This window comes from Sphingobacterium sp. UT-1RO-CII-1 (assembly GCF_026711005.1).
Lineage (GTDB): Bacteria > Bacteroidota > Bacteroidia > Sphingobacteriales > Sphingobacteriaceae > Sphingobacterium.
Map to the genome: position 1 here is coordinate 114,208 of NZ_JAPPVJ010000004.1, position 25,465 is coordinate 139,672.

Annotated in this window: 17 protein-coding genes; 4 read left to right on the top strand and 13 right to left on the bottom strand. The window is 40.4% G+C overall.

Annotation, left to right across the window (positions count from 1 at the left end; genetic code table 11):
* Window positions 1–62 precede the first annotated feature (62 nt).
* Window positions 63–1,886: a right-handed parallel beta-helix repeat-containing protein gene (locus ORI89_RS10265; protein WP_268230387.1), complete on the top strand. Its 1,824-nt coding sequence runs from the start codon at window positions 63–65 to the stop codon at window positions 1,884–1,886.
* A 98-nt stretch (window positions 1,887–1,984) separates the two neighbouring features.
* Here ORI89_RS10265 and ORI89_RS10270 read toward each other — a convergent pair whose 3' ends face one another.
* The 10 genes from ORI89_RS10270 to ORI89_RS10315 all read right to left on the bottom strand — a co-directional run bounded on the left by ORI89_RS10270 (window position 1,985) and on the right by ORI89_RS10315 (window position 16,100).
* Window positions 1,985–3,307 (bottom strand): DUF4302 domain-containing protein, encoded by a 1,323-nt coding sequence (locus tag ORI89_RS10270; protein WP_268230388.1) that lies wholly within the window; start codon window positions 3,305–3,307, stop codon window positions 1,985–1,987.
* Between the two features lie 126 nt (window positions 3,308–3,433).
* Window positions 3,434–4,738, bottom strand: a complete 1,305-nt coding sequence (locus ORI89_RS10275; RefSeq protein ID WP_268230389.1) for a DUF4302 domain-containing protein — start codon at window positions 4,736–4,738, stop codon at window positions 3,434–3,436.
* Window positions 4,735–5,607, bottom strand: a complete 873-nt coding sequence (locus ORI89_RS10280) for a substrate import-associated zinc metallohydrolase lipoprotein (protein WP_268230390.1) — start codon at window positions 5,605–5,607, stop codon at window positions 4,735–4,737. Before ORI89_RS10280 ends, ORI89_RS10275 begins: the two co-directional genes overlap by 4 nt.
* A gap of 53 nt (window positions 5,608–5,660) precedes the next feature.
* A complete protein-coding gene (locus ORI89_RS10285; protein WP_268230391.1) occupies window positions 5,661–7,127 on the bottom strand; it encodes a RagB/SusD family nutrient uptake outer membrane protein in 1,467 nt (488 codons plus the stop codon).
* A 53-nt stretch (window positions 7,128–7,180) separates the two neighbouring features.
* A complete protein-coding gene (locus ORI89_RS10290; protein ID WP_268230392.1) occupies window positions 7,181–10,771 on the bottom strand; it encodes a SusC/RagA family TonB-linked outer membrane protein in 3,591 nt (1,196 codons plus the stop codon).
* A gap of 147 nt (window positions 10,772–10,918) precedes the next feature.
* Complete coding sequence (locus ORI89_RS10295; RefSeq protein ID WP_268230393.1) at window positions 10,919–12,058, bottom strand: FecR family protein; 1,140 nt, start codon at window positions 12,056–12,058, stop codon at window positions 10,919–10,921.
* 154 nt (window positions 12,059–12,212) lie between these two features.
* Window positions 12,213–12,737 carry a sigma-70 family RNA polymerase sigma factor gene (locus ORI89_RS10300; RefSeq protein ID WP_268230394.1) on the bottom strand — a complete coding sequence of 175 codons (525 nt, stop codon included), beginning with the start codon at window positions 12,735–12,737 and terminating at the stop codon, window positions 12,213–12,215.
* A gap of 397 nt (window positions 12,738–13,134) precedes the next feature.
* On the bottom strand, window positions 13,135–13,875 hold the full coding sequence (locus ORI89_RS10305) for a DUF6796 family protein (RefSeq protein ID WP_268230395.1): 741 nt from the start codon (window positions 13,873–13,875) through the stop codon (window positions 13,135–13,137).
* A 30-nt stretch (window positions 13,876–13,905) separates the two neighbouring features.
* A complete protein-coding gene (locus tag ORI89_RS10310) occupies window positions 13,906–15,258 on the bottom strand; it encodes an MATE family efflux transporter (RefSeq protein WP_268230396.1) in 1,353 nt (450 codons plus the stop codon).
* A gap of 26 nt (window positions 15,259–15,284) precedes the next feature.
* Window positions 15,285–16,100 (bottom strand): siderophore-interacting protein, encoded by an 816-nt coding sequence (locus ORI89_RS10315; protein ID WP_268230397.1) that lies wholly within the window; start codon window positions 16,098–16,100, stop codon window positions 15,285–15,287.
* Between the two features lie 162 nt (window positions 16,101–16,262).
* Between ORI89_RS10315 and ORI89_RS10320 the strand changes: the two genes are divergently transcribed.
* On the top strand, window positions 16,263–17,255 hold the full coding sequence (locus ORI89_RS10320) for a helix-turn-helix transcriptional regulator (protein WP_268230398.1): 993 nt from the start codon (window positions 16,263–16,265) through the stop codon (window positions 17,253–17,255).
* A gap of 105 nt (window positions 17,256–17,360) precedes the next feature.
* Here ORI89_RS10320 and ORI89_RS10325 read toward each other — a convergent pair whose 3' ends face one another.
* The 3 genes from ORI89_RS10325 to ORI89_RS10335 all read right to left on the bottom strand — a co-directional run bounded on the left by ORI89_RS10325 (window position 17,361) and on the right by ORI89_RS10335 (window position 22,140).
* Window positions 17,361–18,314, bottom strand: a complete 954-nt coding sequence (locus tag ORI89_RS10325) for an FKBP-type peptidyl-prolyl cis-trans isomerase (protein WP_268230399.1) — start codon at window positions 18,312–18,314, stop codon at window positions 17,361–17,363.
* A gap of 21 nt (window positions 18,315–18,335) precedes the next feature.
* On the bottom strand, window positions 18,336–19,346 hold the full coding sequence (locus ORI89_RS10330) for a DHH family phosphoesterase (protein ID WP_268230400.1): 1,011 nt from the start codon (window positions 19,344–19,346) through the stop codon (window positions 18,336–18,338).
* 172 nt (window positions 19,347–19,518) lie between these two features.
* Window positions 19,519–22,140 (bottom strand): hypothetical protein, encoded by a 2,622-nt coding sequence (locus ORI89_RS10335; RefSeq protein ID WP_268230401.1) that lies wholly within the window; start codon window positions 22,138–22,140, stop codon window positions 19,519–19,521.
* 335 nt (window positions 22,141–22,475) lie between these two features.
* Here ORI89_RS10335 and ORI89_RS10340 point away from each other — a divergent pair, with 335 nt between their 5' ends.
* Complete coding sequence (locus tag ORI89_RS10340) at window positions 22,476–22,865, top strand: DUF423 domain-containing protein (protein WP_268230402.1); 390 nt, start codon at window positions 22,476–22,478, stop codon at window positions 22,863–22,865.
* A 107-nt stretch (window positions 22,866–22,972) separates the two neighbouring features.
* Window positions 22,973–25,453: a replication restart helicase PriA gene (gene priA / locus ORI89_RS10345; protein ID WP_268230403.1), complete on the top strand. Its 2,481-nt coding sequence runs from the start codon at window positions 22,973–22,975 to the stop codon at window positions 25,451–25,453.
* The last annotated feature ends 12 nt before the right edge of the window (window positions 25,454–25,465 follow it).

The window sequence follows — 25,465 nt, forward strand, 5'->3', positions numbered from 1 at the left end:
AACCGTGTAGGGTATATCTGTCCCTATGCGGTTTTTTATATGGTATTGTAAATAAATAATATATGACCTATTTTTTTAAAATTATTGTTGTTGTCTTCTGTCTTTTTGGATATACAGGGACGGTTGTAGCGCAAGTCGTGGAAGCTAAAGATTATGGTGTACTTCCGAATACGTTTAAAGATATGTCGGCAGCTGTGCAGCGGTTGATGAAAGTGGCGAAAGAACAGTCGGCCAGTAAAATTGTTTTTGAACCCGGGCGTTATGACTTTTGGGAAAAAGAGGCTTTTCAGCGAGAACTCTATATCACAAACTCTTCGTCAGAGACAGAGTGGCCGGATAAGACAAAATATATAGCACTTTTGGTAGAGGATATGAAAGGCCTGACGATAGAGGGGAATGGAGCGCTGTTTGTTATGCACGGCAAGATGACTTCTTTTTCTACTATTCGCAGCCAAGATATCCGCATACAGAACCTGAGTTTTACTTTCGAGCGCCCTACCATGTCTGAAATGACGGTTGTGGAGCTGTCTGAAGACCACATGCTGGCCGATGTGCACCCGACATCATCGTATACGTTGATAAAAGATAAGTTGTATTGGTATGGGGAGGGCTGGACACCAGGCGATCATTTACACACGATTACTATAGATACCTTGACGGGCATTAGCCGATACAGTGATTATAGACCTATAGTACAGGCAAAAGTGAGTGAAATTGCGCCAAATAAGTTGCGGTTTGATGGCGCAATGAAGGCTAATTATAAAGTGGGTGAGATTCTGAGTATGCGCAATACGGTCAGGGATCAGGTAGGCGCTTTTATTTACCGATCAAAAAATGTGCATTTGCAGAACTTGAATATGCAGTATATGCACGGTATAGGGATTACCTCACAGTTTTCTGAAGATTTACATTATGAAAATATCAAGGTTGTACCGACCCAAGGGAGGTCTATTGCAGCATTTGCAGACGGTATGCAGTTTTCAGGGTGTAAGGGGCTTATCAAAGTGCACAACTGTCATTTTAAGGGTTTGCACGATGACCCCATAAATATTCACGGAACGTACCTGCAGATAGTGGACGTATTGGCTGCCGATGAGGTGGTGGTGGAGTTTAAGCACCATCAGTCTTATGGTTTTGATGCATTTCAGGTGCAGGATACTGTTCGGGTCGTGACGCAGGAGAGTATGAAGCCGCTCGGAGAAATGCAGGTGGTAAGCGCAGAAGCACTTTCGTTGACAAAAATTAGGCTACGACTGGACTCTTCGTTGCCCAAAGGGACGAAAGTGGGCGATGTGTTAGAGAATATGACCTGGACACCGGCAGTCGATATCCGAGGGAATCGTTTTGAACGCACCAACGCACGTGGAGTGCTGGTGTCCACGCCGCGTAGGGTATGGATAGAAAATAATGTCTTTTACCGCACCGGTATGCACGGTATTTTAATAGCGGGAGATGTGAATAGCTGGTTCGAGTCGGGGGCGGTGAACGACGTGACTATACAGAACAATAGTTTTGTCGACTGCGGCTACAACTTGCCGGGTAATAGCTACGCCATTGCCATACAACCCGAGAATAAAGAGCTTGTGAAAGGGCATTTTGTGCACCGCAATATTCGGGTTATAAATAACGACTTTCAGTTGTTTGCTCCATTTTGGATACGGGCAAAAAGCACGAGCGGATTGCTTGTTAAAGACAATAAAGTAGAGCAGACGACAACAGCATTTCCGTTGCCACACCAAGAAGTTGAGGAGAGCAGGATCTATGTAGAAGGTAGTGAGCAGGTGCAGATATGGAATAATAAGCTTAACAATGCAGACAAGCTGCTGATTGAACTGAAGGAAACGAAGAAGAAAGAAGTGAAAACAGACGCCGGAGTTTTTATGTAGTTTGATGAACGGCTGTGTCGGCTAGTAACCGAATGAAAAAAGGGTTAGCTTGTATAAAGCATAACCCTTTTGACTTATATAAACACTTACTAAACAATTTAATCTAATGTGCTCATTCCTCCAAATGCAATATCAGTAGGCGCGTTGATGGGCGCAAAACCTGTCGATAAGAAGCTTGATTGAAAACCAGGGTTCCAGACAAGTTCAAAATTCTTTTGGTTGAAGTATTGCGTTATTGGTGCCAGGTGTGTGCCGTCTGCACCGATGCCTAAGCTAATCCATCCATCATCGATGATGTTGAAGCCGTATTCAGTCATCTCGAGCTGGTATTGCCAAGTCGCTCTTCTATAGGTGCCGTTTTGGTACATATCGAGGTAGAAGTAGAGATAATCGACGTTGCCCAAAGTGTAGAGGTCGATATAAGCGTAGTCAAACTCTACCCCTTTGCCTTTTAAGTTGGCTCTGACATCTTTGATCATGTTTATAAAACCATTGTTCTCCTGGCCTTTTAAATCTAGATAAGAGAGCATGTCAAAGTAACGCCATAGTTTACCTTCGCTGTTCATACCGATGAAGTCGCGCGGGTTGGTGGTGTTTGTACTCATGAGCTGACCATCCATTTTAGTGAAAAGTTCCTGGCTGGAAGCGTCGATAAGCAAATCTTGAAGTTTGGTGTTGCCCTCGGTTATTTCTGTAAAATGTATGCCCTGTTCGTCAATTTCGTAAGGAATTGTTTGATACTGAGGCGTACCTTTGTTATTACGGTTGTAGACAATGAGGTATAGATCGAGGTCGTCGTCAAAAACTTTAAAATCAGCAAGTCTACCATTCGCTAATTTGAAAGGGTATACCTTGTACTTGGTGAAGAGTTCGGTGGCTTTTTTATGTTTTTCGAGCGACTCTTTAAACCTGTCAGTATAGGCGATATCAGCCTTGGCAATCTTAAATTCGTTTTTGTATTTGATACCTTTAAGATGTAAGACGTCATCTTCGTATTTTATAATTTCAAACTCAAAATCTGCCTCTAAACCATGTCCACGCTTGCCGCCCATAGCCTCTGGACGAGGGTCTGCGAGCTCGTGGATATAGTTGTGGGTGTCAAATACTAACGATGGTACCTGAATAGCTTGTAAAGCATAGGTGCTTTCTTTTCTTTCGGCCATTGATGATAGTGACATGTCCGAGGCCATGCTGACCTTACCTTGTTCATCAAAAATAAAGTTGAATTCAAAGTTTTGCCCAGAGCCTGTTTTTAAAGTACCGGTCCATCCACCTTCGGTGTTGGAACTTAGCAACTCTTTATAATGGCTAAGAGACTCTTGCAAGCGGTCGTCCAAGCGACCTAGAATGGGCTCTGTGGTGTCTTTTTTGCAGCCTATTAAGAGTGTTGCAAATAGAGCCGCTATATATAATATTCTCATTTTATAATTCTTTTAGGGTAATTGTTACCAATATCACAGCGCTGTGGTACAGGCTGTGCCCTTTTGAGAGCTGTAGCCTGTACCTGTCGCTTTGTTTTCTTTTTCGTATGCTTTTGAACAATTGGATTAATGGTAATTGTACATAGCGAAATTTTCATTGTTGGTATCATATAATACAGGGAATAAGTAGTTGCCACCAGGCAGAAGCGCCCACTTCAGACGGAAGTTGGCCGTCATGAAATAGTCTGCAAGTGGTTTTAAAGCTGCATTTTGCGCATCAGTACCTAAATCTATTCCTATACTGGTGATATCAAAATTATCGCCATCGCTGTTGTAGTTGCAGTACATCCGCACTGTTCCCCCTTCGACGGACCTGAGCATGATATAGATGTCGCTATAAAGGAACTCAGTCGTCATTCTGTCGTAGGTGAAACCGGCCGATTGCAGGTCAGTGCGTACCTTGTTGAACAGCGTGAGGAAATCATTGGCTACATCAAGTTCAGGATTTGCTGCCCAACGGCTGATTCGCCATACTTTGTTGTCATCTAGGTCGCCGATTAATTCGGATGCCTCTACATTGCCCAGCGCTGTCCAGGTGTTGTTTTTTAAGAACTGTACTTTTTCCAGTTCTTTATTGTAACGTAGACCACCGAGTTCGTCGCCGCCGAGATAAATTGGAGAAGCAAAGAATAGCATGCCGTCCTCAGGCTTTGTACGGGGGCTTTGTATGCTCGGGTTGCCCGTGCCATTTGCTTGATAAACTAATATTTGTACAGTACCTTCTTCTTCATCCATTTTGAAGCGATACAGTCGGCTGTTGTCGGCTGTTCGGTTAAGGTGGACCAACCCATCGTTGACATAGGTCGGCAATTTCAAGACTTCCTTGTAGTCTTCTATTTCTTTTTCAAATAGGCTTGCAAAGGAAACATCTGTCTTTTTCAGACGTAAAGTGGTGTTGTTTTTTAGTCCTTTTAATACAATTTCCTGGTCGTTCTGGCTGATAAGCTTAAATTCGACGTCAGAAATTAGCCCCTTACCGGCTGTGCCACCCATTATTTCTGGACGTGTGTCCACCAATTGATGTAAGTAGCTGTAGTTGGTAAAGCTTAATATGGTGCCGTCGCTCTCGCTGACAGCGTATGTACTTTCGTTGGAAGCCATGATCTGATCTATGTTACAATCGCAGTTCATGCTTACTTGACCGTCGGTACCAAACTGGAAGTTGAAGATGAATTCTTGCCCGGATCCCGTTCTGATGTCCGCATTCCAGCCTTCGCTTCCGCCTGTGCTCAATGCTTTTATTAAAGCATTGACAGCCTCTTCGTTAGTTTCTATGGCCGTAGGGCTATAGATTTCTAAATCTTTTTTGTCGCCGTTGCAAGCCGAAAATAGAATAAGGCTTAACGCAGCTGTATATAGGGTTAGTCTCATTTTGATGTCTCTTTAACTATGGATGAAAAACATAAAGCTTGCAGTTCATGCAAATCAATGGCGAAATTATCACGATAATAAGCTTCGATTATTTGTAGCTTAGCTTCTAAAAGGCGTCGTCCATCCCAACCGCCCCGATCTAACATCGCTTGAAAATCAGCTTTGCTCATGGTGAGGTAATAGGAGGTAAGCTCGGCAAAATCTTCCATCGGGTTACCCATAGAATAGGGAGAAATATAGCCTCGTTCTAAGGCATCATCGACCGTGTAAACGTTGAAACTGCCTGTGTAGGTAGATTTTGTAATAAGCTGAAACTCGTCGGTAAAAGGTACCTTTTGATTTAGAATATGTACGTACTCGTGATGTATGGTTTTCATGAACCAAGAGAGGTCGGCACGATTGGTGAAATCTATATTGTTGATGTCGAACATACCGATTTTTAGACCTCCTTCAGCTTGCCCTGCTATTTCTACGTTTGATTGTGGGTTGATGAGCGGAGAACCGTACAGCACAAACTGTCTGGGGGCATATTTCTTAATCATGACCGAGTCCTTGGCCGCTATATATGGCTTGATAAATGTGTTTTCCACAATGTTCATCGTCGGGATGACCAGCTCAGTTTTAGGAGGCATATTGGACGAGTTGTAAGGCGTCCCAGAACCATCCCAATGATACAGAATCTCAATATTAAATGGTTTTTGAAAACGGTCGAATAACTCTTGGTCAACGGCTGTTCGTGCTTCTTTGTCTAAGCCGCTGATACCTAGGTAAAAGTCGTTTGACTCGTCAAGCGGGTTTTTCTCCGAGCAGGATGAAGCAAGGAAGGCCAACACCAGAGCCGTATATGTGATAAATCTAAATTTCTTCATGGTAAATAATGTTTAACCGAAATGGGAAGAAAATCCTTCGCAGTCGGTAGTTTTTATCTAGGGTTTAGTGTTATACCTGAACTTACAACTTCGGCAGGCATTTGTGCTACCGTGCGGTTGTCGTCGTAGTTGATTTCAAACTCTTTACCGTCATTTGTTCTGCGTTTGATGGTACGTTTATGGCGTAATAGGTCAAAATAACGCAAGCCCTGATGTAAAAACTCTACTCTTCTAAAATTCAAAATAGTCTCGATAACGCCTGTTTTATAATCTTCGTCATTGTAATCGGCTTTATCGGAGAAAAAGTAGTTCTTGATGGATTGTTTTGAGATGGCCCTAGCCGGTGTATAGGAGTATACACGCGTGGCTACATAGCGGTTAAGTTCGCCAACGGCTTCGTCAATACGACCTAAGTAAACCAAGGATTCCATACGGTTGAAGAAGACTTCTTCCGAGTCGAACAGGGAGTAGCCTGTATAGGTTAGACCAATTGTAGCATTAGCTCCCGAGGGAATGAACTGTGTGTCGTATTTCTCGAAAAAATAAGACTGTAGCTCGCGCTGATAGCTGTTGTAGTACATGACGTCCAGTAATCCGGCAGGTGTGTTTTCGACCAGTTCATTGAAGACATTCTGATTGGTCGAATAACGGTTGGCGTGGTATTGGTAGCCATAGTTAGAAATAGCCGAAACAATCAGTAGGTTTGATTTTTCTTTTGAACTCATGTAGTGCTGGCCAAACTCATTCCAGGACATCTTGTCGTATACATTTAAATAGTCGCGTAGGTTCATGATCATATCGCCAGGAATAGCTTGTTCGGCATGGCGAAGCGATTCTTGATAACGCTTTTGGTATAAATAGAATCGACTTGCAAAAGCATGAGCCGCTGAACGGGTGAAGTGGTATCGGGTAGCTTTATAACCATCTTTAATCAGTCGGAGGCCTTCCACGAGGTCGGCTTCGATTTTCTGATAGGTAATAGCTACCGTTTCACGCTCATACTTAACCGTGAGATCTGTCTGGGGACCCATTACATAGGGGATGCCAGGCTCTTTTGATGCAGTTTCGGCGTGGTAGAACTTGGAAAACAGGTTGACCAACATAAAATGTGCATAGGCACGGGCTACAAGTGCTTCTCCTTTTTGGTCGTTGTAGGCTTCCGGGTTAGGTAAAGCTGCAATTTTTACCAAGGCTTCATTAGCAGAGGCAATAGCTTTATAAGCATTTGACCAATAGTAAATCGGTGAATCTTGGTATTCGTATTCAGGGTCTTCAAATAGAAAGCTTTTCCGTAAAACTTCGATATAATCGGGCATGCCAAAATTGTCAACGATATTGTCTGTCTTGGCTTCAAGAAATCCCTGGTAGGCAGCCAGCGGATAAGCCGAAACTAATAGTTCGGATAGCTGCTCGCCTGTTTCGATTTCCGAACGTTGATCGGGGTTGTGCTCTAAAAACTTGTTGCAGGATGTGAAAAACAGCGCTGCAGCACCTATTATATATAAAATCGTTTTGTTCATAGATTTAAAAATTATTCCTCGCAAACGGCTGAGATGTTTAGATCTTGGCATGTCTATAAGGAAAGTTTTAATGATAAGTTGATTTGCTTAGGTAATGGGTTGGCTACTCCGCCTGAATTGAAAAATTCAGGATCCTGACCTTTTAACTTCTTGTCTGAGTAGAGTAGGAAAAGGTTGTTGGCATTTAAACCAAAGCTGATACCTGTTAGGCCCATTCTTTTTACAAAATCATTGTTCATCATATAATTGACCGTCACGGTTTTCAGGCGGACGAACGAACCATTTACAATACGTTGTGTAGAATAGTTGTAGGCATTGTATGGGTAACTACCGGCAATATCCTGGCTTTGGTAGTAACCGCTGACCGATGGAATGTTCGTGAAAGCCTCGTCACCAGGCATGGCCCAAGCATTAATCTGGTCGTAGTTGCTGGCATCTAAATCTGTGTAGTATTGATTGAATGCAGGGTCTAAACGTACTTTGTTACCCGTTTGGTAAGAGAAAAATACAGACGCAGTGAAGTTGCCGTAACGGAAGGAATTGTTGAAACCTCCGGTTATGGTAGGGTCGATAGAACCTTCGTATTTCAAATGATCTGATTTTTCGCTTTGAAAACTTACGGTGTTTGCTTCATGGCCGTTTTCATCGATGAAAACAGGTAAACCACGCTCGTCAAGGCGCTGATAGTCTATGGAGTAAATGCCTCGCACAGGACCGTTTAAAACAGGAGCCCCTTCTGAGCTGACCATAGAGAAGACGGTAGGTGTATAGGATAAGTCTACAATTTTATTTTTGTTCCAACCAAATGTTGTATGGACCTTATAACCAAATTTTTCTTTGTTTACAATATGGGCGCCTATCGTCAAATCGATACCGTGAGAGTCCATGTCAGCATAGTTATCTACACTCCAACGGAAGCCCGAAACTCCAGAGGTAGGACGGAAGCTGATGAGGTCAAAACCTTTACGGTTAAAGTAGTCTACGTTGAACGTAAGTTTGTTTTTCCATAGACCTAAATCCAAACCGATGTTAAATTCATGCTGTTTTTCCCAGGTTAGGTTTCTGTTCCCGATATTCCCGATGTAGATCATGTTCTCTACATTTGACATGCCCGGACGAACGGTCTGGCCGGCATAAAAAATAGTAGAGAAGTTGTTTGCGCTACCCATTGATGCGGTAAGACCGTAGCCAGCACGTAGTTTTAGCTGACTGATGGTGGGCAGGTTTTGCATGAATTCTTCTTCCGAAATATTCCATGCAGCACTGGCTGTATAGGTAGGTAGCCATTTGGAAGCAGATTTGTCGTTGCCAAATTTGTTGGTTCCATCGAAACGACCGGATACGTTGATGACGTATTTAGCTTTATAAGAATAAGCTACGTTGGCAAAGAACGAAAGGAAACGGTCCCAGGTACGCTGCATGCCAAAGTAGTCTTCGCCACTTTCTACCAATTGTTTGATATAACGTGGGTCGGTAAATGCCGTTCCGCCTTTTAAGTATTGATAGCCGGCACCCGTATTGTAGCGTTCGTCACGGTTGGCGATACGTATTTCCTGGCCTCCAAAAGCATTGATGTAGTGTGTGTCGTCAATGGTGCTTTTGTAGTTGATGGTTTGTCTACCGTAGAAGTTTACCAAGTTGTTTTCACGAACATTGTAGAAACCACCAGCCGGTAAGACGACTTGGCTGTTTTCGTTTGGAAAGTCTGGGTCAGGATACAGAAACTTGTTGTTTTCCAACATCGCCATATTGTAGTTTGAACGGAATGCATTTGCTGCATTTGAGTTCTCCTGGATGATTGTTTCTGTGTTGGTTTTTACATAGCGTACGTTACCTAATAGCGAGTACTCTAGGTTATTTAAGAACTTATAGTTGGCTTCTCCCTGTAGTTTAAAGTCCAGTACACTAATGTCAATATAGTTGTTTTCTATTTCGTGCAGGATGTTAAACGGTGTATAGTCACGGGTGAAGTATTCTAAGTTGCCATTTTGGTCGTATGGAGTTAATGTACGGCTCGTGTTCAACGCATATGAATAAGGGTTGATATCAAAGTCACGGGTGTATTCGCCACGGAAATCGTCGCTGAATCTATTTTGTGTGCCTGGTGCACGCTGCTTGCGGACACTACCGTTAACGATAAACCCGAGATTGAATTTCTCTGTAAATTGATAATTCGAACGGGAGTTGGCCGTGAAACGTGTTACTTTATCCGCAACAGTCCAACCGCTATCATTAAAAATACTGGTCGAAAAATAGTGCTGTGACTTTTCGCCTCCTGATGATATGGCTAAAGAGTGATCCTGTACGAAAGAGTTGTTGAACAAATGGTCAAACCAATCGGTGTTTGCGTTGGCATACCGCATCAAGAAGTTTTCTCTTGATTTTGGGTCGTTTGCTAGTAGAAATTGCCCGCTTTTTTCATCATAGGTATCCATGTATTCGTACATCTTTCTGAAGACACCGCCATTGGGCGCATTCATGGAACTCGTCATGTTGAGATGGCCTTTACGGTATAAGTCCGTATAGAAGCTCATTTGATCTCTTGAGTTCATGATGTCAAAATTATTGTAACTGGGCTTTGTGTATGTACTGAGGTTGCCCGAGTAGGTGACACGTGGCTCGCCCGAACGACCCTTTTTAGTGGTGATAACAACGACGCCATTCATGGCACGTGCACCGTACATAGCCGTGGCAGAAGCATCTTTGAGCACTTCTAAAGATTCAATGTCTTCGGAGTTTAGGCCGGCAACAGAAGAACCTAAAAGAGTTAAGGCATCGCCACTGCTTAATTGGTCGTTAGATACATTGACAACGTCTTCCAGGACAACACCATCGATAACCCATAGTGGTTTGTTATCGCCGGATATGGAAGTAGCGCCACGGATGCGAAGTTTGGGGGCGCTACCAAAAGAGCCCGATACGTTTTGTATCGAAACACCGGCAATACGGCCTTCCATCATTCGGCTGATATCGGTTACTCCGTCCATTTTGATCTCTTCCATTTTAACACTGCTTGAAGAACCCGTGAAAAGCTTTTTATCAATTGTCTGGTAGCCTGTAGCAACAACTTCAACATCAGCAATGGACTCTACAGACGCACTCAATACGATGCGTACATTGTCTAAAGTCTGTACTTTTGTTGTTCGCTTTTGGTAGCCCAACATGATGATTTCGAGCTGATCGCCAATATTAGCTGATAGACGAAAATTACCACTTTGGTCAGTAGCTGTGCTTGTGTTTTTACCAACGACTGTGATAGTGGCTCCTACTAATGCCTGTCCTTCTTGGTTGAGCACTCGGCCCGTAAGGACCTGTTGGCTATGCAGTATTTTTTCTACCGGTGCACCTACCCCAGAGCGACGGAGGATAATATGGTTTGAAACCAATTTGTAACTGAAACCATTCGTATTGGCAAGTTTTTGAAGAACCTCGTTTAAGTCAAGGTGCTTAACTTCGAAATCAACCTCCGTCAAAGAGTTTATTTCTTCATCTTTGTAGACAAAATGGTAGCCGGTTTGACGCTCAACCTCGTTGAGGATTGATTTTAATGACTTGCCGGACGCATGTATTGTGACCTTTTGCCCAAATGAATTGGCTTGAAGAGAGGTTGTAAAAATTAGAATCCAAAAAAGTATTAACTTCATTATTCTTACAAAACCGTGATGCCCCCTTTTTAAATTTGAAAAAAGAGGACTATTAACAAAAAATAGCATAAATTTGTTAGTGAGTTTTAGTTTATAAAATGCTTAAATTCAATTTGGTGAGGGTGTGGCTGCACTCTCACTTTTTTTTTAATTCATGGTTATGGTGATCTTTTTTTCATTTAATTTAAATTTTAGATTAGTTAGATAGTTTAATATATCAAGTACGTCAGTTAACATAGCTTGTCGACTGATTTTACCGCTGTACAATACATTTTGATTGATGTTCGGAGCGATTTCAATTTCGACCCCGTACCATAATTTAAGTTGTTCACTGATATGATGCAGGTCATCTTTCTCAAAGAAAAATAGATCATCCACCCAGCTTAATTCGCGATCAATCGATTTACTGCTTTTGATCAAGTCATCGCCTCTTGTAATCAATATATCGTTCGGAAACATGGTTTGGCTTTTGGCTAGATGCTCAACCTGTACTTTTCCTTCGACCAATGCTATGCGTTTATTACGCTTGTAGGCGTTGATGTTGAACTTGGTACCGAGGACTTTTATTTTTAGGTCGCCCGATTGTACAATGAATGGACGGGAGGGGTTTGAGGTAACTTCAAAGTAAACCTCACCTGTAATTTTGACTTCGCGTTGGTTGTTGGCAAATTTAGAAGGAAATTCCAATGAGCTTGAAGCGTTTAACATGGCTTTTGTACCGTCTGGTAAAAAAATGGTGTAAACGGCAGCTTCTGGTGTTATTAAGGTGTTTAACCCCGTTGTATTTTCTTCTTCATCTTCGGTATATTGTAAGCTTCCTTCAGTGAGTGGCGTAAAGCCATTGATGTCGGCTGCTGGATGTAGGTTGTGCTCGGCACCGTCAGCAGTAATTAAACGAGCTTCTGTTTTAGCAGGAGCCAAATCTAATGTCGTGAATGTTTGATTGGCAGTCGGCGAATTGGTATGCTGCTTTTGCCATAAATAATAGCCACCGGAGCAGATGAGTAAAAAAGCGACCAGCACTGCCGCAGCTGTATGCCGGTAGTACGGGATACGGGTAGCAGCGGGGGTGGTATTCGCTAAGACACGATCCCAGGCTTCGTCTGGGTTTGCTTGGTTAAACGTGGAGAAGGCTTCTGTTAGCTCTTTGTTATTGCAGATATCCGAAAAAACACGTTCATTCTCTGGCTTCTCTCGAAGCCAAGACATAAGTTCATCCAATTCTTCATCTGTTAGGGATGATAATTGATGTTTTAGTATCAGGTTAGTTATTCTGTTTCTCTCCATCTATTAATAAAGAAACGGAGGGTAAACAAAAGGGGTAAACAAAATGTGAAAATATTACTTTTAGTTTTATTTTTTATGCGTGAATGAGAAGGTGGTTGTGTTTAAGTGCTTGTCCTGTAAAGGATAAGGTTGTGTTTAAACTAAATGAAGAACGCTAAAATAGATGGAGTAGTAATGCTGATATCAAAAAAATCATTCTCTCTAACAGTAATTTGACACCCCTTTTTTTGTGCGATTTGACAGTTTCTAGCGCAATGCCAAGCTTTTCTGCAATTTCGCTGTTCGATAATTCCTCTAAGTAGCCGTAGCGTACTACTTTTTGACAGACATGCGGTAAGCTGTTAATGGCTTGGTGCAACCGGTAGTAAGTTTCTACTTTTATGATGTCCTGCTCTAGGTCGGTGTCATCGATTTCTATTTGTGGTGTTAAGGTAAGGTAGTTGTCATGGACTTTAAGGCGTCGTGCACGGTTGAGAACAGCGTAGCGAATTGACGTGTATAGAAAATTGCGGATAGCAATAGGGTTAGCTACGTTGTTGATGTCTGATTTGTTGTTTATGAGTTGTACGAAAGCATCTTGGACTATATCTTCTGCTACTTCAGTGTCAATAACTTTAGTTTTCGCATAGTATACTAAGCGCGAATAATATTCTTTGAAAATAACTTCAAATCTTTCCATTTTTTAAAGTTAAAGTAACATTTCCACAAAGGTATAAGCTATGCGGAGGCGTTATTGTCTTTTATAGTCATGTGATTAACCTACCTCTTGATAAATAAATTGATTAGTTTTTATTACCTGTAGGATTTATTAAGATATGTAAAACTATTGGGAAAATAAAATATTACGATCAAACTTATTAATAATGGGGCTGTGTTGTCTGCTTTCGGTACAGCTATAAGGTTAATTGAATCCATAGCCAGATGTATATAGCTGTCGTGGGATGTGAGTTATTAAAAATATTGTTGTAGGTGGTGATGGATTTTGAAAGAAGAAAAGCAAGGCCTAAGCCTCGCTTTCTATTATAGACATATAATACTTATTAATTTGTAATTGAAGTAATTCTGTACAATGTAAATTAAACGGTATCTTTAATAGATGTATCTTTTACTAAACGATTTCGGAAAAAGAACCATAAGAGTAAAAGGAAAATCAGATAAGAAATATTAAAAGCGGCCGCACCAAGCCAACCTTTAAGGTCTGAGGACGGAAGGATCATCTTGAAGGGCAGTTGGTAGAGTGTCAAAAAGAAGGGGCTGATAAAACCTGCCCACCTGGGTAGGGTCGTTTTTCCCATAAATACTAAAATAGAAAAGATGAGGTAGGCCAACAGCATGATAATTATTGCTGTCCCCCAGGTAATATACATTGCTTTTTGAAACCCTGCCGCTGTTTCTAATAGATAGGGGTGAGCAATAGGGTCGGTGTTGTAAATAGCTTTATAAATTTCTCCTGTAAAGTAAAAGACGGCATGTCCTAAGGGCATTAGCATGACACTGATAATTAACAGGTAGTAGATACCCAAAGTATACCATTTTTCTTTTTCCTTGAAATACTGGTATACGAGCCAAACGCAAGGTAAAAAAAGTGTAGCTGTCATTGCTGCGATCAATGCGCCAAACATAAGTCTATTTGTAGATCCTTCTAACATGAGGGTGGCGAGCCCGACATCAACTTGATCAGCATAAGTTTCCGAGAAAAGTGGGTAATCTTTAGGGTCTACCTCAAACCCTGCAACATATACATCACCGATAATCCAGCATATAGCACCAATTATTCCAGCGATAAAAGCCCATTTAATTTTATTATGATATGTCATTTTTCCTGTAATTTGATGATTTTCTTTAATTTATTCTTGTAGTGCGTATAGGCGTAATTTTTTTGCACTTTGAAGTACTGTATAGATAACGATTCCAAAAATGATCCAGTCGATAATCGCACTTGTGAAATAAATGCTTCTGACACCATAAAACTGGGGAATGATAAGAAGTGCGGGAATATAAAAAACAACTTGTCTAAGTATGCTTATTGTGGTAGCAGGCTTGGCTTCTTCGATGGAAGTAAACCAGACCATAGCCATAAATACAAAAGGCAATACAAGCAGAACACTCATATAGACTCTAAAGTCCGTTAGCTGTTCTGGGGAAAAAGTCATGTTTGGTATCATGAGTGTTAAGAGTCCGTCCGGATTGAACATAACAAATAGCCAGAATGGTAGTAATATTAATAATCCTGTGATCGAAAATAAACTATACGAACGAATGCTGCGATCATATTGTTTTGCACCGTAGTTCATACCGGATACCGGTTGTAGTGCCCGCATTAATCCCCATAAAGGCGTGTTTAGTAAAATATAAAAACGATTTACGGCGGTGAAGAATGTAATGTCTAGGGAGTTTCCGTATTTTGAAAGAGCATTGAATACCACAATATTTTGAACGACAATCATTACCATCATAATAAAGCCGGGCATCCCTAAGGAGAGTGTTTCTTTGATGATAGCTTTATCTATTTTTAAAGACCAAAACTTTGTTTTAAAAGATGAACGCCCAGTAGCATAGTACCATGCGCCGACGAGCGTATAGATTATCATAGAAATATTGGTAGCCCATGCTGCACCGGCTACGCCCCAACTAAAAGTGTCTATGAAAATGGGCTTTAAAGCAACGTCGACAAGCAAGCCAAGGGCAATCATCCATGCGGCCGTTTTCATGCGACCTTCGGCACGGATGATCATATTGATGGCAAGACCATATATCCAAAAAAAACTTCCTAGAATAGTCGCCTGAAAATACGATGTGCCCAGATTTAATATTTCACCTCTTCCTCCCATCATATAAACCAGATCTCTGGCGAAAAAATAACAAGGAACAGTAACTAGAACAGAAAAGAGCAAAGTCAGATAATTGATATTGCCAAATGACTTATTTAGTTTTTCTTGATTGTTTGCTCCTAGCCAAATGCTTATAGCAGCTCCCATTCCTGTGCCGATTAGTGTACCCAGACCCTGTGAAAATTGGGCCAGAGGATAAGCAATACCCACGGCAGCTAATGCATTATTATTGATGAGATGACCAACAAAGACTCCATCTAGAAAGTTGTTCAGCCCATACAAAACCATCGCTACTACGGCAGGCCAGGATAGTTGCCACATCACAGTAGGCAAAGGTTTGGTAAGGATGATGGTACGTTGTTGCTCCATAAATATTTGTTTGTTATAGCTTGTGTTTAGCCTTCTTTTTCTTTTTGCCTATCTACTGTAGACTTATCTTCTGCTACACCCGATTTCCAATAGGAATAAGCGTATAGTTCCTGCTGTTGCCAATCTTTTTCTTTTCGCAGATAGTGGCGAATAGCTTTAACACTCGAAAATTCAGCGGCGACATAGCCGGAGCGGGAATGTGTTGGCAGGGCTTGCTGCTTTACGGTATCGGCTAGTAAACTGCCGTCTTGTGGATGTGTATTGTATAACCAAATAAAATTAATATTGGCTTTGGTTTTTAAGGCTTGTTTGTCTTCTTCACCGTGAACCTCAATGATGCAGGTGCCGTTGGCTTCGGGGCTAAGATCTTCTAAGATCGCTGCTATTACAGGAATTCCTGTAGCATCAGCAACCAGGAGATAGTTGTCGGCTTTTACATATAGATCCGTCTTTCCATCTTTCATTAAAACGCCTAAGTTGTCTCCTTCTTTGGCTGAAATAGCCCAAGCAGAAGCCGGACCCTCGTCGCCATGTGCGACAAAATCAATCCAGATTTCATTCGTTGTCAAATCGATTCCCCGATGTGTATAGGTTCTTATGTATGGACGAATCTCGTCTGCTAATGGCTCCCATTGTCCTTTTTCATAGTCAAATTTTGGAAAGTAAATCTCTGATATACCTTTTGGTGGAATAAGGATCTTATTATTTACGCCTACCGTAGTGTTGGCAAATAAAGGAATCTGATCTCCTGTTAGATAAATTCTGATGTAGTGAGGAGTGATATACTCCTTTCTACTTACTTGAAGTGCTGCCTGAATAGTTTTAAAATTTGCTTTACTCATACTTGTTGATTCATTATTAAGAATAGTTCTAAATAATATACATATCTTTGCGAAGATATTCAAATAACATTGTGTCTTACTAACGTTTAAGGGATAAAAAAAGCCGTATAAAGGAATATTGTAAGTGTAATAGTGAAAGAATAGAATAATAATAAGATATAAATGGGACTAAATTTATATGTAGCAGATATACCGGAGCTGATGGTGTCTAGAGAATTTTCTCATAAACAATTGATACATAATGAGTGTGTTAGGGAAGATGTGATCCTATTAAATGGGGCGGCGGCAAGTGGGGTGTATCGGGAAATGCATACGCCAGATTTGCATATAAGCTACGGGGATATTGAATTAGCTAGACGAACTAGGCTTCATTTTGATAGCGATTATGAAAGTGTTGAAATGCATTTTGCACTTAATGGTGATACAATTGCAACATCACAAAGTTTTAAAAAACATGTGAATTTTAAAGCTAACCAGCATAATATTATATATGCGAATAGGTTTAGGGGGAAAATGGAATGGGAGGGAAGTGATTTCCGTATTTTCGAAGTAAATATGGCTCCTTCTTTTTTTAAAAGGTTTTTACCAGAGGACAGTTGTGATATTTTTGATGCTTTTCGTAAACAGATTGAAAATGGAGCCTCTTCTCTTATAACAGAGCAGCATCAATTGATTGATATGCAGATGTATGAAATTATCGGACAAATTATTCGATGTGAACGCAAAGGATTATTTAAGAAAATATTTCTAGAAACGAAGGTGCTAGAACTTTTGTTGTTGCAACTGGAGCAGTTATATGGGCAGAAGTATGCTAATAGCAGTATTAAAAGTAGTGATGTGAAAAAAATGTATGCAGTTCGGGATTTTATGTTGAGTAATTTAGAAGCATCAAGCTCGCTAGTAGAGCTGGCCCATGAGGTAGGGACAAATGAATTTACATTGAAAAAGGGATTTAAGGAAATATTTGGAACAACCGTTTACGGCTATTGGACTGACGTAAAAATGGAAGAAGCCCGAAAGATGCTACAAAAGAATGATAGAAGTATTGCTGAGATAGCTACTGCCATTGGCTATAAAAATCCGCAGCATTTTACCTCCGCTTTTAAACGAAAATATAATATATTACCTAGCCAGCTGAGACGAGGTGTAATGTAGGTGTAAAACTAGACAGTTGATCTGGGATGGATCGTAGGAAAAGACTATCAAAATAAAAAAGCAAGGCTATATAACCTTGCTTTTTTATTATGATATGTATACTTATTAATTTACAGCTGTAGTATCTGCCTTAGGGCCAGCAATAACATCAACCAGTTCGACATCAAAAACTAAAGGAGCATAAGGAGGAATTTCACCACCACCGCGCTCGCCATAGCCTAAATGTGAAGGGATTAATAAAGTAGCTTTTGAACCTTTTGTTAAAAGTTGGAAAGCTTCAGTCCATCCTTGAATAACAGGGTCGTGACCGATACGGAAACGTAAAGGTTCGTACTGACGCATTGGGTTAAATTTGTTTTCCTTTTTAGCAAGCTCAGCGTTGTTCGTATCGAATATTTTACCGCCTACTAATTTACCCGTATAATTAACCACTACGGTATCACCGATAACAGGTTTATTGCCTTTACCTTCTTCGTTTACAGCATACTGTAGGCCGCTTTCAGTCTTTTTAGGGTCTAGTTTATTTGTAGAGATATAGCTCGCTAATTTTCCTTCTTCGCCATTTTTCAAACCATCTACCTCAGATTTGAAATACTCGTCGATCTGTGCATAAAGAGCAGAGTCAGTTAAGCTACCTTTTTTGAAGTGTTTTCTAACTTTAATTTTAAAAGTGACAAATTTGTCAGCAAACTCAGGCTTTGGTTGCCCCATTCTTGCAGCCATAGTATCTAAGTTTAATTTAAAGATAGCGCTATCGCCCTCACCTAAAAACTTAAACATAGAGTTGTAATCGCCTGCATATAGACCCGGAATAGAGTCAGGTGCAATATTTACAATTTGTGGCAAACCGATGTCGTATGTGCTTTGTAAAAGAGAGTCTTTACGGTCGGTTGTAACAATCATGTCAACTGATAGTAAGTCGCCGGATTGTGCTTTTTCTGCACCTGCGTCCTTAACTATATTATATTCAAGACCACCCTCACCTTTTTTGAAGTTTTGACAAGCAGCAGTCGCTAATAAAGTGACAGCGGCTGAAAGGAATAAAATTGATTTCTTCATTGTTTTGATATAATCACTATGTTATTTTGTTAATATTTCTCTGTATTGCGGTAATATAGATTTGAATAGGGCAACGGTGTTGTCTAACGATTCATGAGAGCTTCCCCCTGAAGCATTCAGATGACCGCCCCCATTAAAATGCTCTCGGCAGATCTTATTGCAAGGTATGTCGCCTGTCGAACGTAAGGATAATTTGATTAATTCTGTACGGTCGACAAATAAAGCAGCTAGACGTATGCCTTTTATGGATAAAGCGTAATTAACCAAGCCTTCCGTATCGCCTGTAGTAACGTTGAATTTGATAAGGTCTTCTTTTGTCAGGGAGAAAAAGGCTGTGTTGTATTCGGGGATTACTTCTAACCGGTTGAGTAAGCTGTAACCAAGAAACTTTAAACGACTCTCGGTAGAGCTGTTGAATACTTGCTCATGTATACTGCAATTGTCAGCTCCTGCGTCGATAAGATCAGCTATGATACGGTGTACTTCAGATGAAGTAGAACGAAAGCGGAACGAGCCGGTATCGGTCATAATACCCGTATATAAGTTGGTCGCAATTTCAGGAGTGATGCTGCTGCGGTCTTGGCATAATTGGCTGATAAAGGTATAAACCAATTGAGCTGTAGCAGCGGCTTTTGAATCCCATAAACTAAGGTCAGAGAAACTCTCTGGCTCTAGGTGGTGATCGATCATCCATTTTTGAGCTTTTGTGTCCCGTATAATAGGTTCTAATATATTCGTACGTGACAAAGCACTGTAGTCCAGACAAAAAATAATATCAGCTTGCTGGAATAAATCTTTAGCTTTTGCAGGAGCTTCAGGATAAATAATGACTTCCTCCCGGCCAGGAAGCCAGTCCAAGAAGCTAGGGAAGTCTGAAGATAATACTACTTCTACACGGTGACCTTTAGCTTTTAGCCAATGATATATCCCTAAAGAGGAGCCCAATGCATCCCCATCCGGTTTATGATGGGTAGTGATAACGATGTTTCTCGGTTCTGCGAGTAGTTCTAAATTCTTTTCTCCTGTAAGCATATGTATTCTAAGAGTGCAAACCTACTATAATTTTGTTGCTTAATAAAATTTTTAACATGCATCTTTACACTTTATGCTGTATTGTCTGCCTCTGTTGAAAATCAGATTTATAGACAGTTATTTGTTCAGCGTGATTTGTGATGTGTTTAGTGTTTGTTGTAAATAATTCTGTTTAATTTTTGAAAGCATACAGTTTTTTATCTCGGCGGACACACAGTAAAAAGTTGTTGCTGTTGTAGTCAATTTTACCATAATAGAAGTTTGGAAAAGCTTCGATAGGAAAGCCGTCTGCAATTGCTCCGTTATCTTCAAATAGATAAATTAAGTAGTTACCGCGTGAAGCAATACCTAAATTATGTTGACCACTTGCATTTTTGAAAAACTGAGGCCTATTATCGATACTTTGTGTGAAAGTATACTCCGAGCTAGGTAAGCTGTCCCTTAGGTTGTAAATGCCCATATTTCTTCCATCTAGAACAATCATGCTAGCTGTGTTACTGTTGGTTAGATAGCCAAAATCTACAAGAACTTGGTTGTTCAAGCTATGTAGCTTTTGTTTGTTAGGGCTTTGTTTAAAATCAAAGGTAAACAGTGTGCTAGTGGTATCTAGAGCTAAGAGTATAGGGTTTTGGTTTTCATTGTGTGCAAGAGCAATGGGGTTTTTGAAAACGCTTCCCTGTATGGTTTCTTCCTTTACCAATTTTCCTCGTGCATTGAAAAGATAAAAATGTCCGTTTTCTGTACCTACAAATACTTGATTGTCGATAACCTTAATATCAAATAGGATCTTTCCGTCTAGTGTGATATTTCGCCAGTTGTCGACTGGCTTCCCTTGCAGGTCATAGGCCATTAATTGGTCTTTTGCAGGTATCAGTAATATTTCTTCGTTGTTTAATGTTGCAAGAGTAGGGCTGTAGCTAGGCTCATGCGGTAGCTTTAGTGAAAAACCAGAAAGGGGTTTGCCGTCTGGGGTAAATCTATATAATTGACTACGGTCTGTTAGTAATACAATAGACCGGTCTTTTAGTTGTTGGGCCTGACCAACAATACGCCCATGAAACACACTTGACCATAGTTTTTTGCCGCTTGGGTGTATGCCGTGCACAGTATGATCTTGTTCTTGCATGAGGATGAACTGACTGGTGTCTGAATGCTCAAATACCCAGGGCTCGGTTATAGGTCGGTTTTTAAAAGTATATGTCCATTCGGGAGATGAACCTAAAGCTGTTTTACTTTTATATATGCCATATACACTTGAAAGAAAATCACCATTATTTCCAGCAACTTGAAATGACCAAGAGTAAAAATCTTGGTAGCCATAGTTTTTATTGTCTTGGTATATCGTAGAGAATGATTTTTTAAGCAGGTTGCTGATGAGTCTTGACGATGTTCGGGTACGGCTGAAGTAGGTGATATTGGCTTCATTGCCTTGGATACGTTCGAAGTTTTTAAATCCGATGCTGTTGATCAATAGGTTTATACGAGACCAGTCTTGCTTATAGGCATGTAGCACGTTTACGCTGTTGGATAGGATAAGCGTATTGTTAATGATGATAAAGTACGGGCGGTTGTAAGTTTTAAAAGGATCGCCGTATAGAGCGTATAATATGTCAGCCTGTTCGAATCGGAAAACAGAATCACCTGTTTCAGTGGCAAATTTGGATATATTTTTAGAGAGCAGGACGGAATCTTGCAATGAAATGAAAGCAAGCTCAGTTTGGTTGCTTTGTTCGACAATAGCAAACTCATTGCCGAAAATAGTAAAGATATCCTCTTCAAGTGAAATATCTTTATCCTGCTTTAAGGTTTGAGCTAGTGCTTCTTTCTTTTTAGATTCTTGCCGATGACTAAAGAGTTTATTAAGTTCGTTTTGAAACAGAGTGCGATCACTTATGGAAAAAGAAAGATAAGAACTCGTGTGCTCAGGAAATAATTGATATAAGCTTTGTGATACTTTATTCTGTTGGCCGAATATTTCCAAGTAGTTTTCTCGTTTGCCACTTGTTTCGCTTTCGCCGCTAAGGATTAAAGCATCGCTTTTAAAATTAAGGTTCCATGCAGATTGTCCGCCTAGCTGTTGAAATAGAGCAAGAAAAGCTCCATTGTTTTTACGTAGCATGTGTTGTCCTATGGCGGCTATTTGATCATGAACAAAGTATGCACTTAAGGGCGAGTTACGGTTGTTTTGCTGTGCAAAATAGTCTATGTGCTGTTTGGCTATTTTTGCTTTGGTATCGTCAATAACATTTAAAACAAGTGCCTTAGTGTGGGAAGCAAAGAAACTGTTTTTATGGTAAACAGCATGTAAGCTGGGCGAACCGTCGGTATGTTGAAAGGTATAAACAGTATGACCTAAAGTGTCGGATTCTGTAACTTGATATTGCTGACCTAGGCTTTTAATTATGGAGCTAGCTTGGCTCGTATTTATTTTCTCAAGAGTGGGAATGATGAAGACGGTTTTAATACTATCCTTTGTAGGGTGAAATGATATATAGATGTCTCCATCGCCGATGTAATGCTGTATAGCGCTATTTCGGAGAAGGCTATCTTTGATGTTTTGCCATTGTTGTTTTTCTTTTCTACCGATAAGTGCTTCGAAAATATCATAATCTTTGAAAATATTGTCTGTGGCTGCACTATTGTGTATTCTGGTGATAAGAAATGTTTCTTGCGGCAAATAGGTGAGCGGCTTGATCTGTCCGTCTTTTTCGCCATCGAGATTTGAAAAATAATATATAGATGCACCGATAACCGCTGCGAAAAGTAAAATTGTAATTATTATGGTGTTTCTCATGAAATGAAAGCCTAAGTCAATCTCAAATGTAAAAAATATCTTTGACGAGAAGGTGCAATATGTGTTAAAAAGAGTGTTAAAAGAAGCTATAAGTGACTTGGCTTTTTACATTCTTTGCTTAGTACTATTTGTAATAGACTATATTAAGATGCAATGATTTCGAGATATGCCCTAATAGAAAAAGAAAATATTTAAAGTGTATTACAGGTAATTTTTCTATTTTAGGGACAGATTACTGAATTTATATGAATTTGTTAATCTCTTTTACGAACTACGCATGATTCAGACTAATGGAAACATAAGTGGTTCAGATAATAGACAGATTATTTCTATATATGAATAAACAAATTATATTGGTGGCCGCTTTATTTGGTATGCTGGCTGTCATATTAGGAGCTTTCGGAGCACATGGCTTAGAAGGTAAGATTAGTGATTACCATTTGAATACCTGGAAAACGGCTAATCAATATCATTTTTATCATACATTGGCGCTTTTATTTCTTTCTACTTTTTCAAGGGCTAAAAATTCATCGATCAGGGTTTCATTTATAGCATTTACGCTAGGTATTCTTTTGTTTTCAGGGTCGTTGTATATATTAAGTGTCAGAAGTCTGATAGGGATAGACGGATGGAGCTTTTTAGGGCCTATTACCCCGTTAGGTGGCCTCTGTTTTATAGTCGGATGGATTGGACTATTTATCGCGGCTATGCGAAATAGATCGTAAACTTTACTAGTAATATGTTAGGACTAAGCCTTCGTTTGTAGAAAATGAAGGCTTAGTTTATTTATAAGCAATTATCAAATGTATGCGTTGTTTGTTAAATTTGTAGTATGTCGGAATCATCTTTATTTAATACGGGGCGGGAAACACTTTTTGTGGATGTTATTTTGCCGCTTTATATAGCAAAAACCTACACGTATAGGGTGCCGCTGGAATGGAATGATGATGTTGCTGTAGGAAAACGGGTGATTGTGCAGTTTGGACGTAATCGGATTTATTCAGCAATAGTATACAAAGTACTGAAAGAAGCGCCGTTGGGATATGAGGCTAAGTATATTCTAAACGTTATTGATGAGGCACCTATTGTTGATGAACCACAGCTTGAGCTCTGGAAATGGATTGCAGATTATTACCTCTGTTATATGGGAGAGGTGATGCAGGCTGCATTACCGGCTGCGCTGAAGATGGCTAGTGAAACAAAGATTATAGCTGCAGAAGATGGCGAACTTGATCGTTCGCTGCTGACAGATAAAGGCTATATGGTGATGGAAGCACTTGATTTAGCAGGCGAGCTTACTGTAAATGATATTGTGAAAATATTAGGGCAGAAGACTGTTTTTCCATTGTTGAAAACATTGTTTGATCAAGGTTTTGTATTGATATCTGAAGAGATTAAAGATAGGTTTAAGCCCAAACGAAAAGCCTATTTAGTATTAGGGCAGGCTTTCTCGGATGAGGAGGGAAAGAGAGGCCTCTTGGATTCGCTTAATAGAGCGCCAAAACAACAAGATGCTGTAATTGCATTTATGCAGCTGCGGAAGACGAAAGAGGATGTCAGCCGTCAAGATATTATGGAAGCAACAGGGGTGAGTGCCGGAGTTTTGGCGTCACTGATCGAAAAGGGGGTGTTCGAAATAAAAGAAAAGGTTATTTCGAGATTGGGAGGTGAGGATGTAGAGATCGTGGTGGATTTTGAATTCAGCGCAGCACAAAATGATGCTTTTGCACAGATAAACAGTTGTTTTGAAGATAAAGATGTAACTGTTTTGCATGGCGTAACAGCTTCTGGAAAAACGCAGGTTTATATTCGGTTGATTGAAGAAGCTATCCGTAAAGGAGGTACAGCTTTATATCTTTTGCCTGAAATTGCATTGACAACACAGATTACAGAACGCCTGAAATTGCATTTTGGAGACAAACTAGGGGTTTATCATTCTAAGTTTAATGATAATGAAAGAGCAGAGGTGTGGCATAAAGTATTGAAAGGAGAATACAGTGTCGTTATAGGGGCACGTTCTTCGGTTTTTCTCCCGTTTCAAAATTTGAAGTTAATTGTGGTAGATGAAGAGCATGAAAGTTCGTATAAACAATACGAACCTGCGCCTCGCTACCATGCACGAGATACGGCTATTTATTTGGCTCATCTGCATAAGGCAAAAGTTCTTTTGGGTTCGGCTACACCTTCTATAGAGAGCTATTATAATGCAAAGTCGGGCAAGTATGGCTTAGTTGAGCTTAAAGAACGCTTCGGGACGTCTGTATTGCCAGAGATTCAAGTGGTGGATGTTGCAGAAGCAGGACGAAAAGACCAGATGTTCTCCTATTTCAGCGCAACTTTGCTGGAAGAAATTACGGGAGCATTGGAGCGTAAAGAGCAGGTTATACTTTTTCAAAACAGAAGAGGGCATACGCCTTTTATGCAATGTAATACCTGTGGCTGGGTAGCTAAGTGTGTGAATTGTGATGTCAGTCTTACTTATCATAAGTCGACAAATCATTTGCACTGCCATTATTGTGGTCATGCGGAGTTGCCTGTTCAGGTTTGCCCAGGTTGTGGAATGCCACATATTGAGAGTAAGGGGTTTGGAACAGAACGTGTGGAAGAAGAATTGGAGTTGCTAATACCACAGGCACGGATAGGTCGGTTGGATTTGGACTCGACAAAAGGAAAGTATGGTTTTGATAAGATTATTACAGCTTTTGATGACCATGAGTTTGATATTCTGATCGGGACACAGATGGTGGCCAAGGGGTTGGATTTTGGACGGGTAAGTCTGATAGGTATTATTAATGCAGATGCCATGATTAATTTCCCTGACTTTAGAGCTTATGAGCGTGCATTTTCATTGTTTTCGCAGGTAGCAGGACGGGCCGGTAGACGTGAGCAGATTGGTAAAGTGATTATACAGACGCATACACCTAACCATAGGGTGTTGGAGCAGGTGATAGCGCACGATTTTGATGGGATGTTTATGACGGAGGTAACCGAAAGGAAAAACTACGAGTATCCGCCTTTTTATAGGCTTATAAAAGTAGATGTAAGGCATAATGATATGAATATGGCGCATAATGGGGCTACTCGTTTAGCGAGTTTGCTTCGTGTACATTTGGGAAGCCGTGTGTTGGGACCTGAACCTCCATTGATTTCACGTATCAGAAATCAGTATATACAAACAATTACGCTGAAAATTGAACGTAATAATGTAAGTATTGGCAAGGTCAAAGAGCTGATTCAACAGGCGATATTGCAGTTTCAAGTGGAGAAGCAATATAAAGGGTCGCGTATTAGTATAGACGTTGATCCTTACTAACCGAGGATAGAA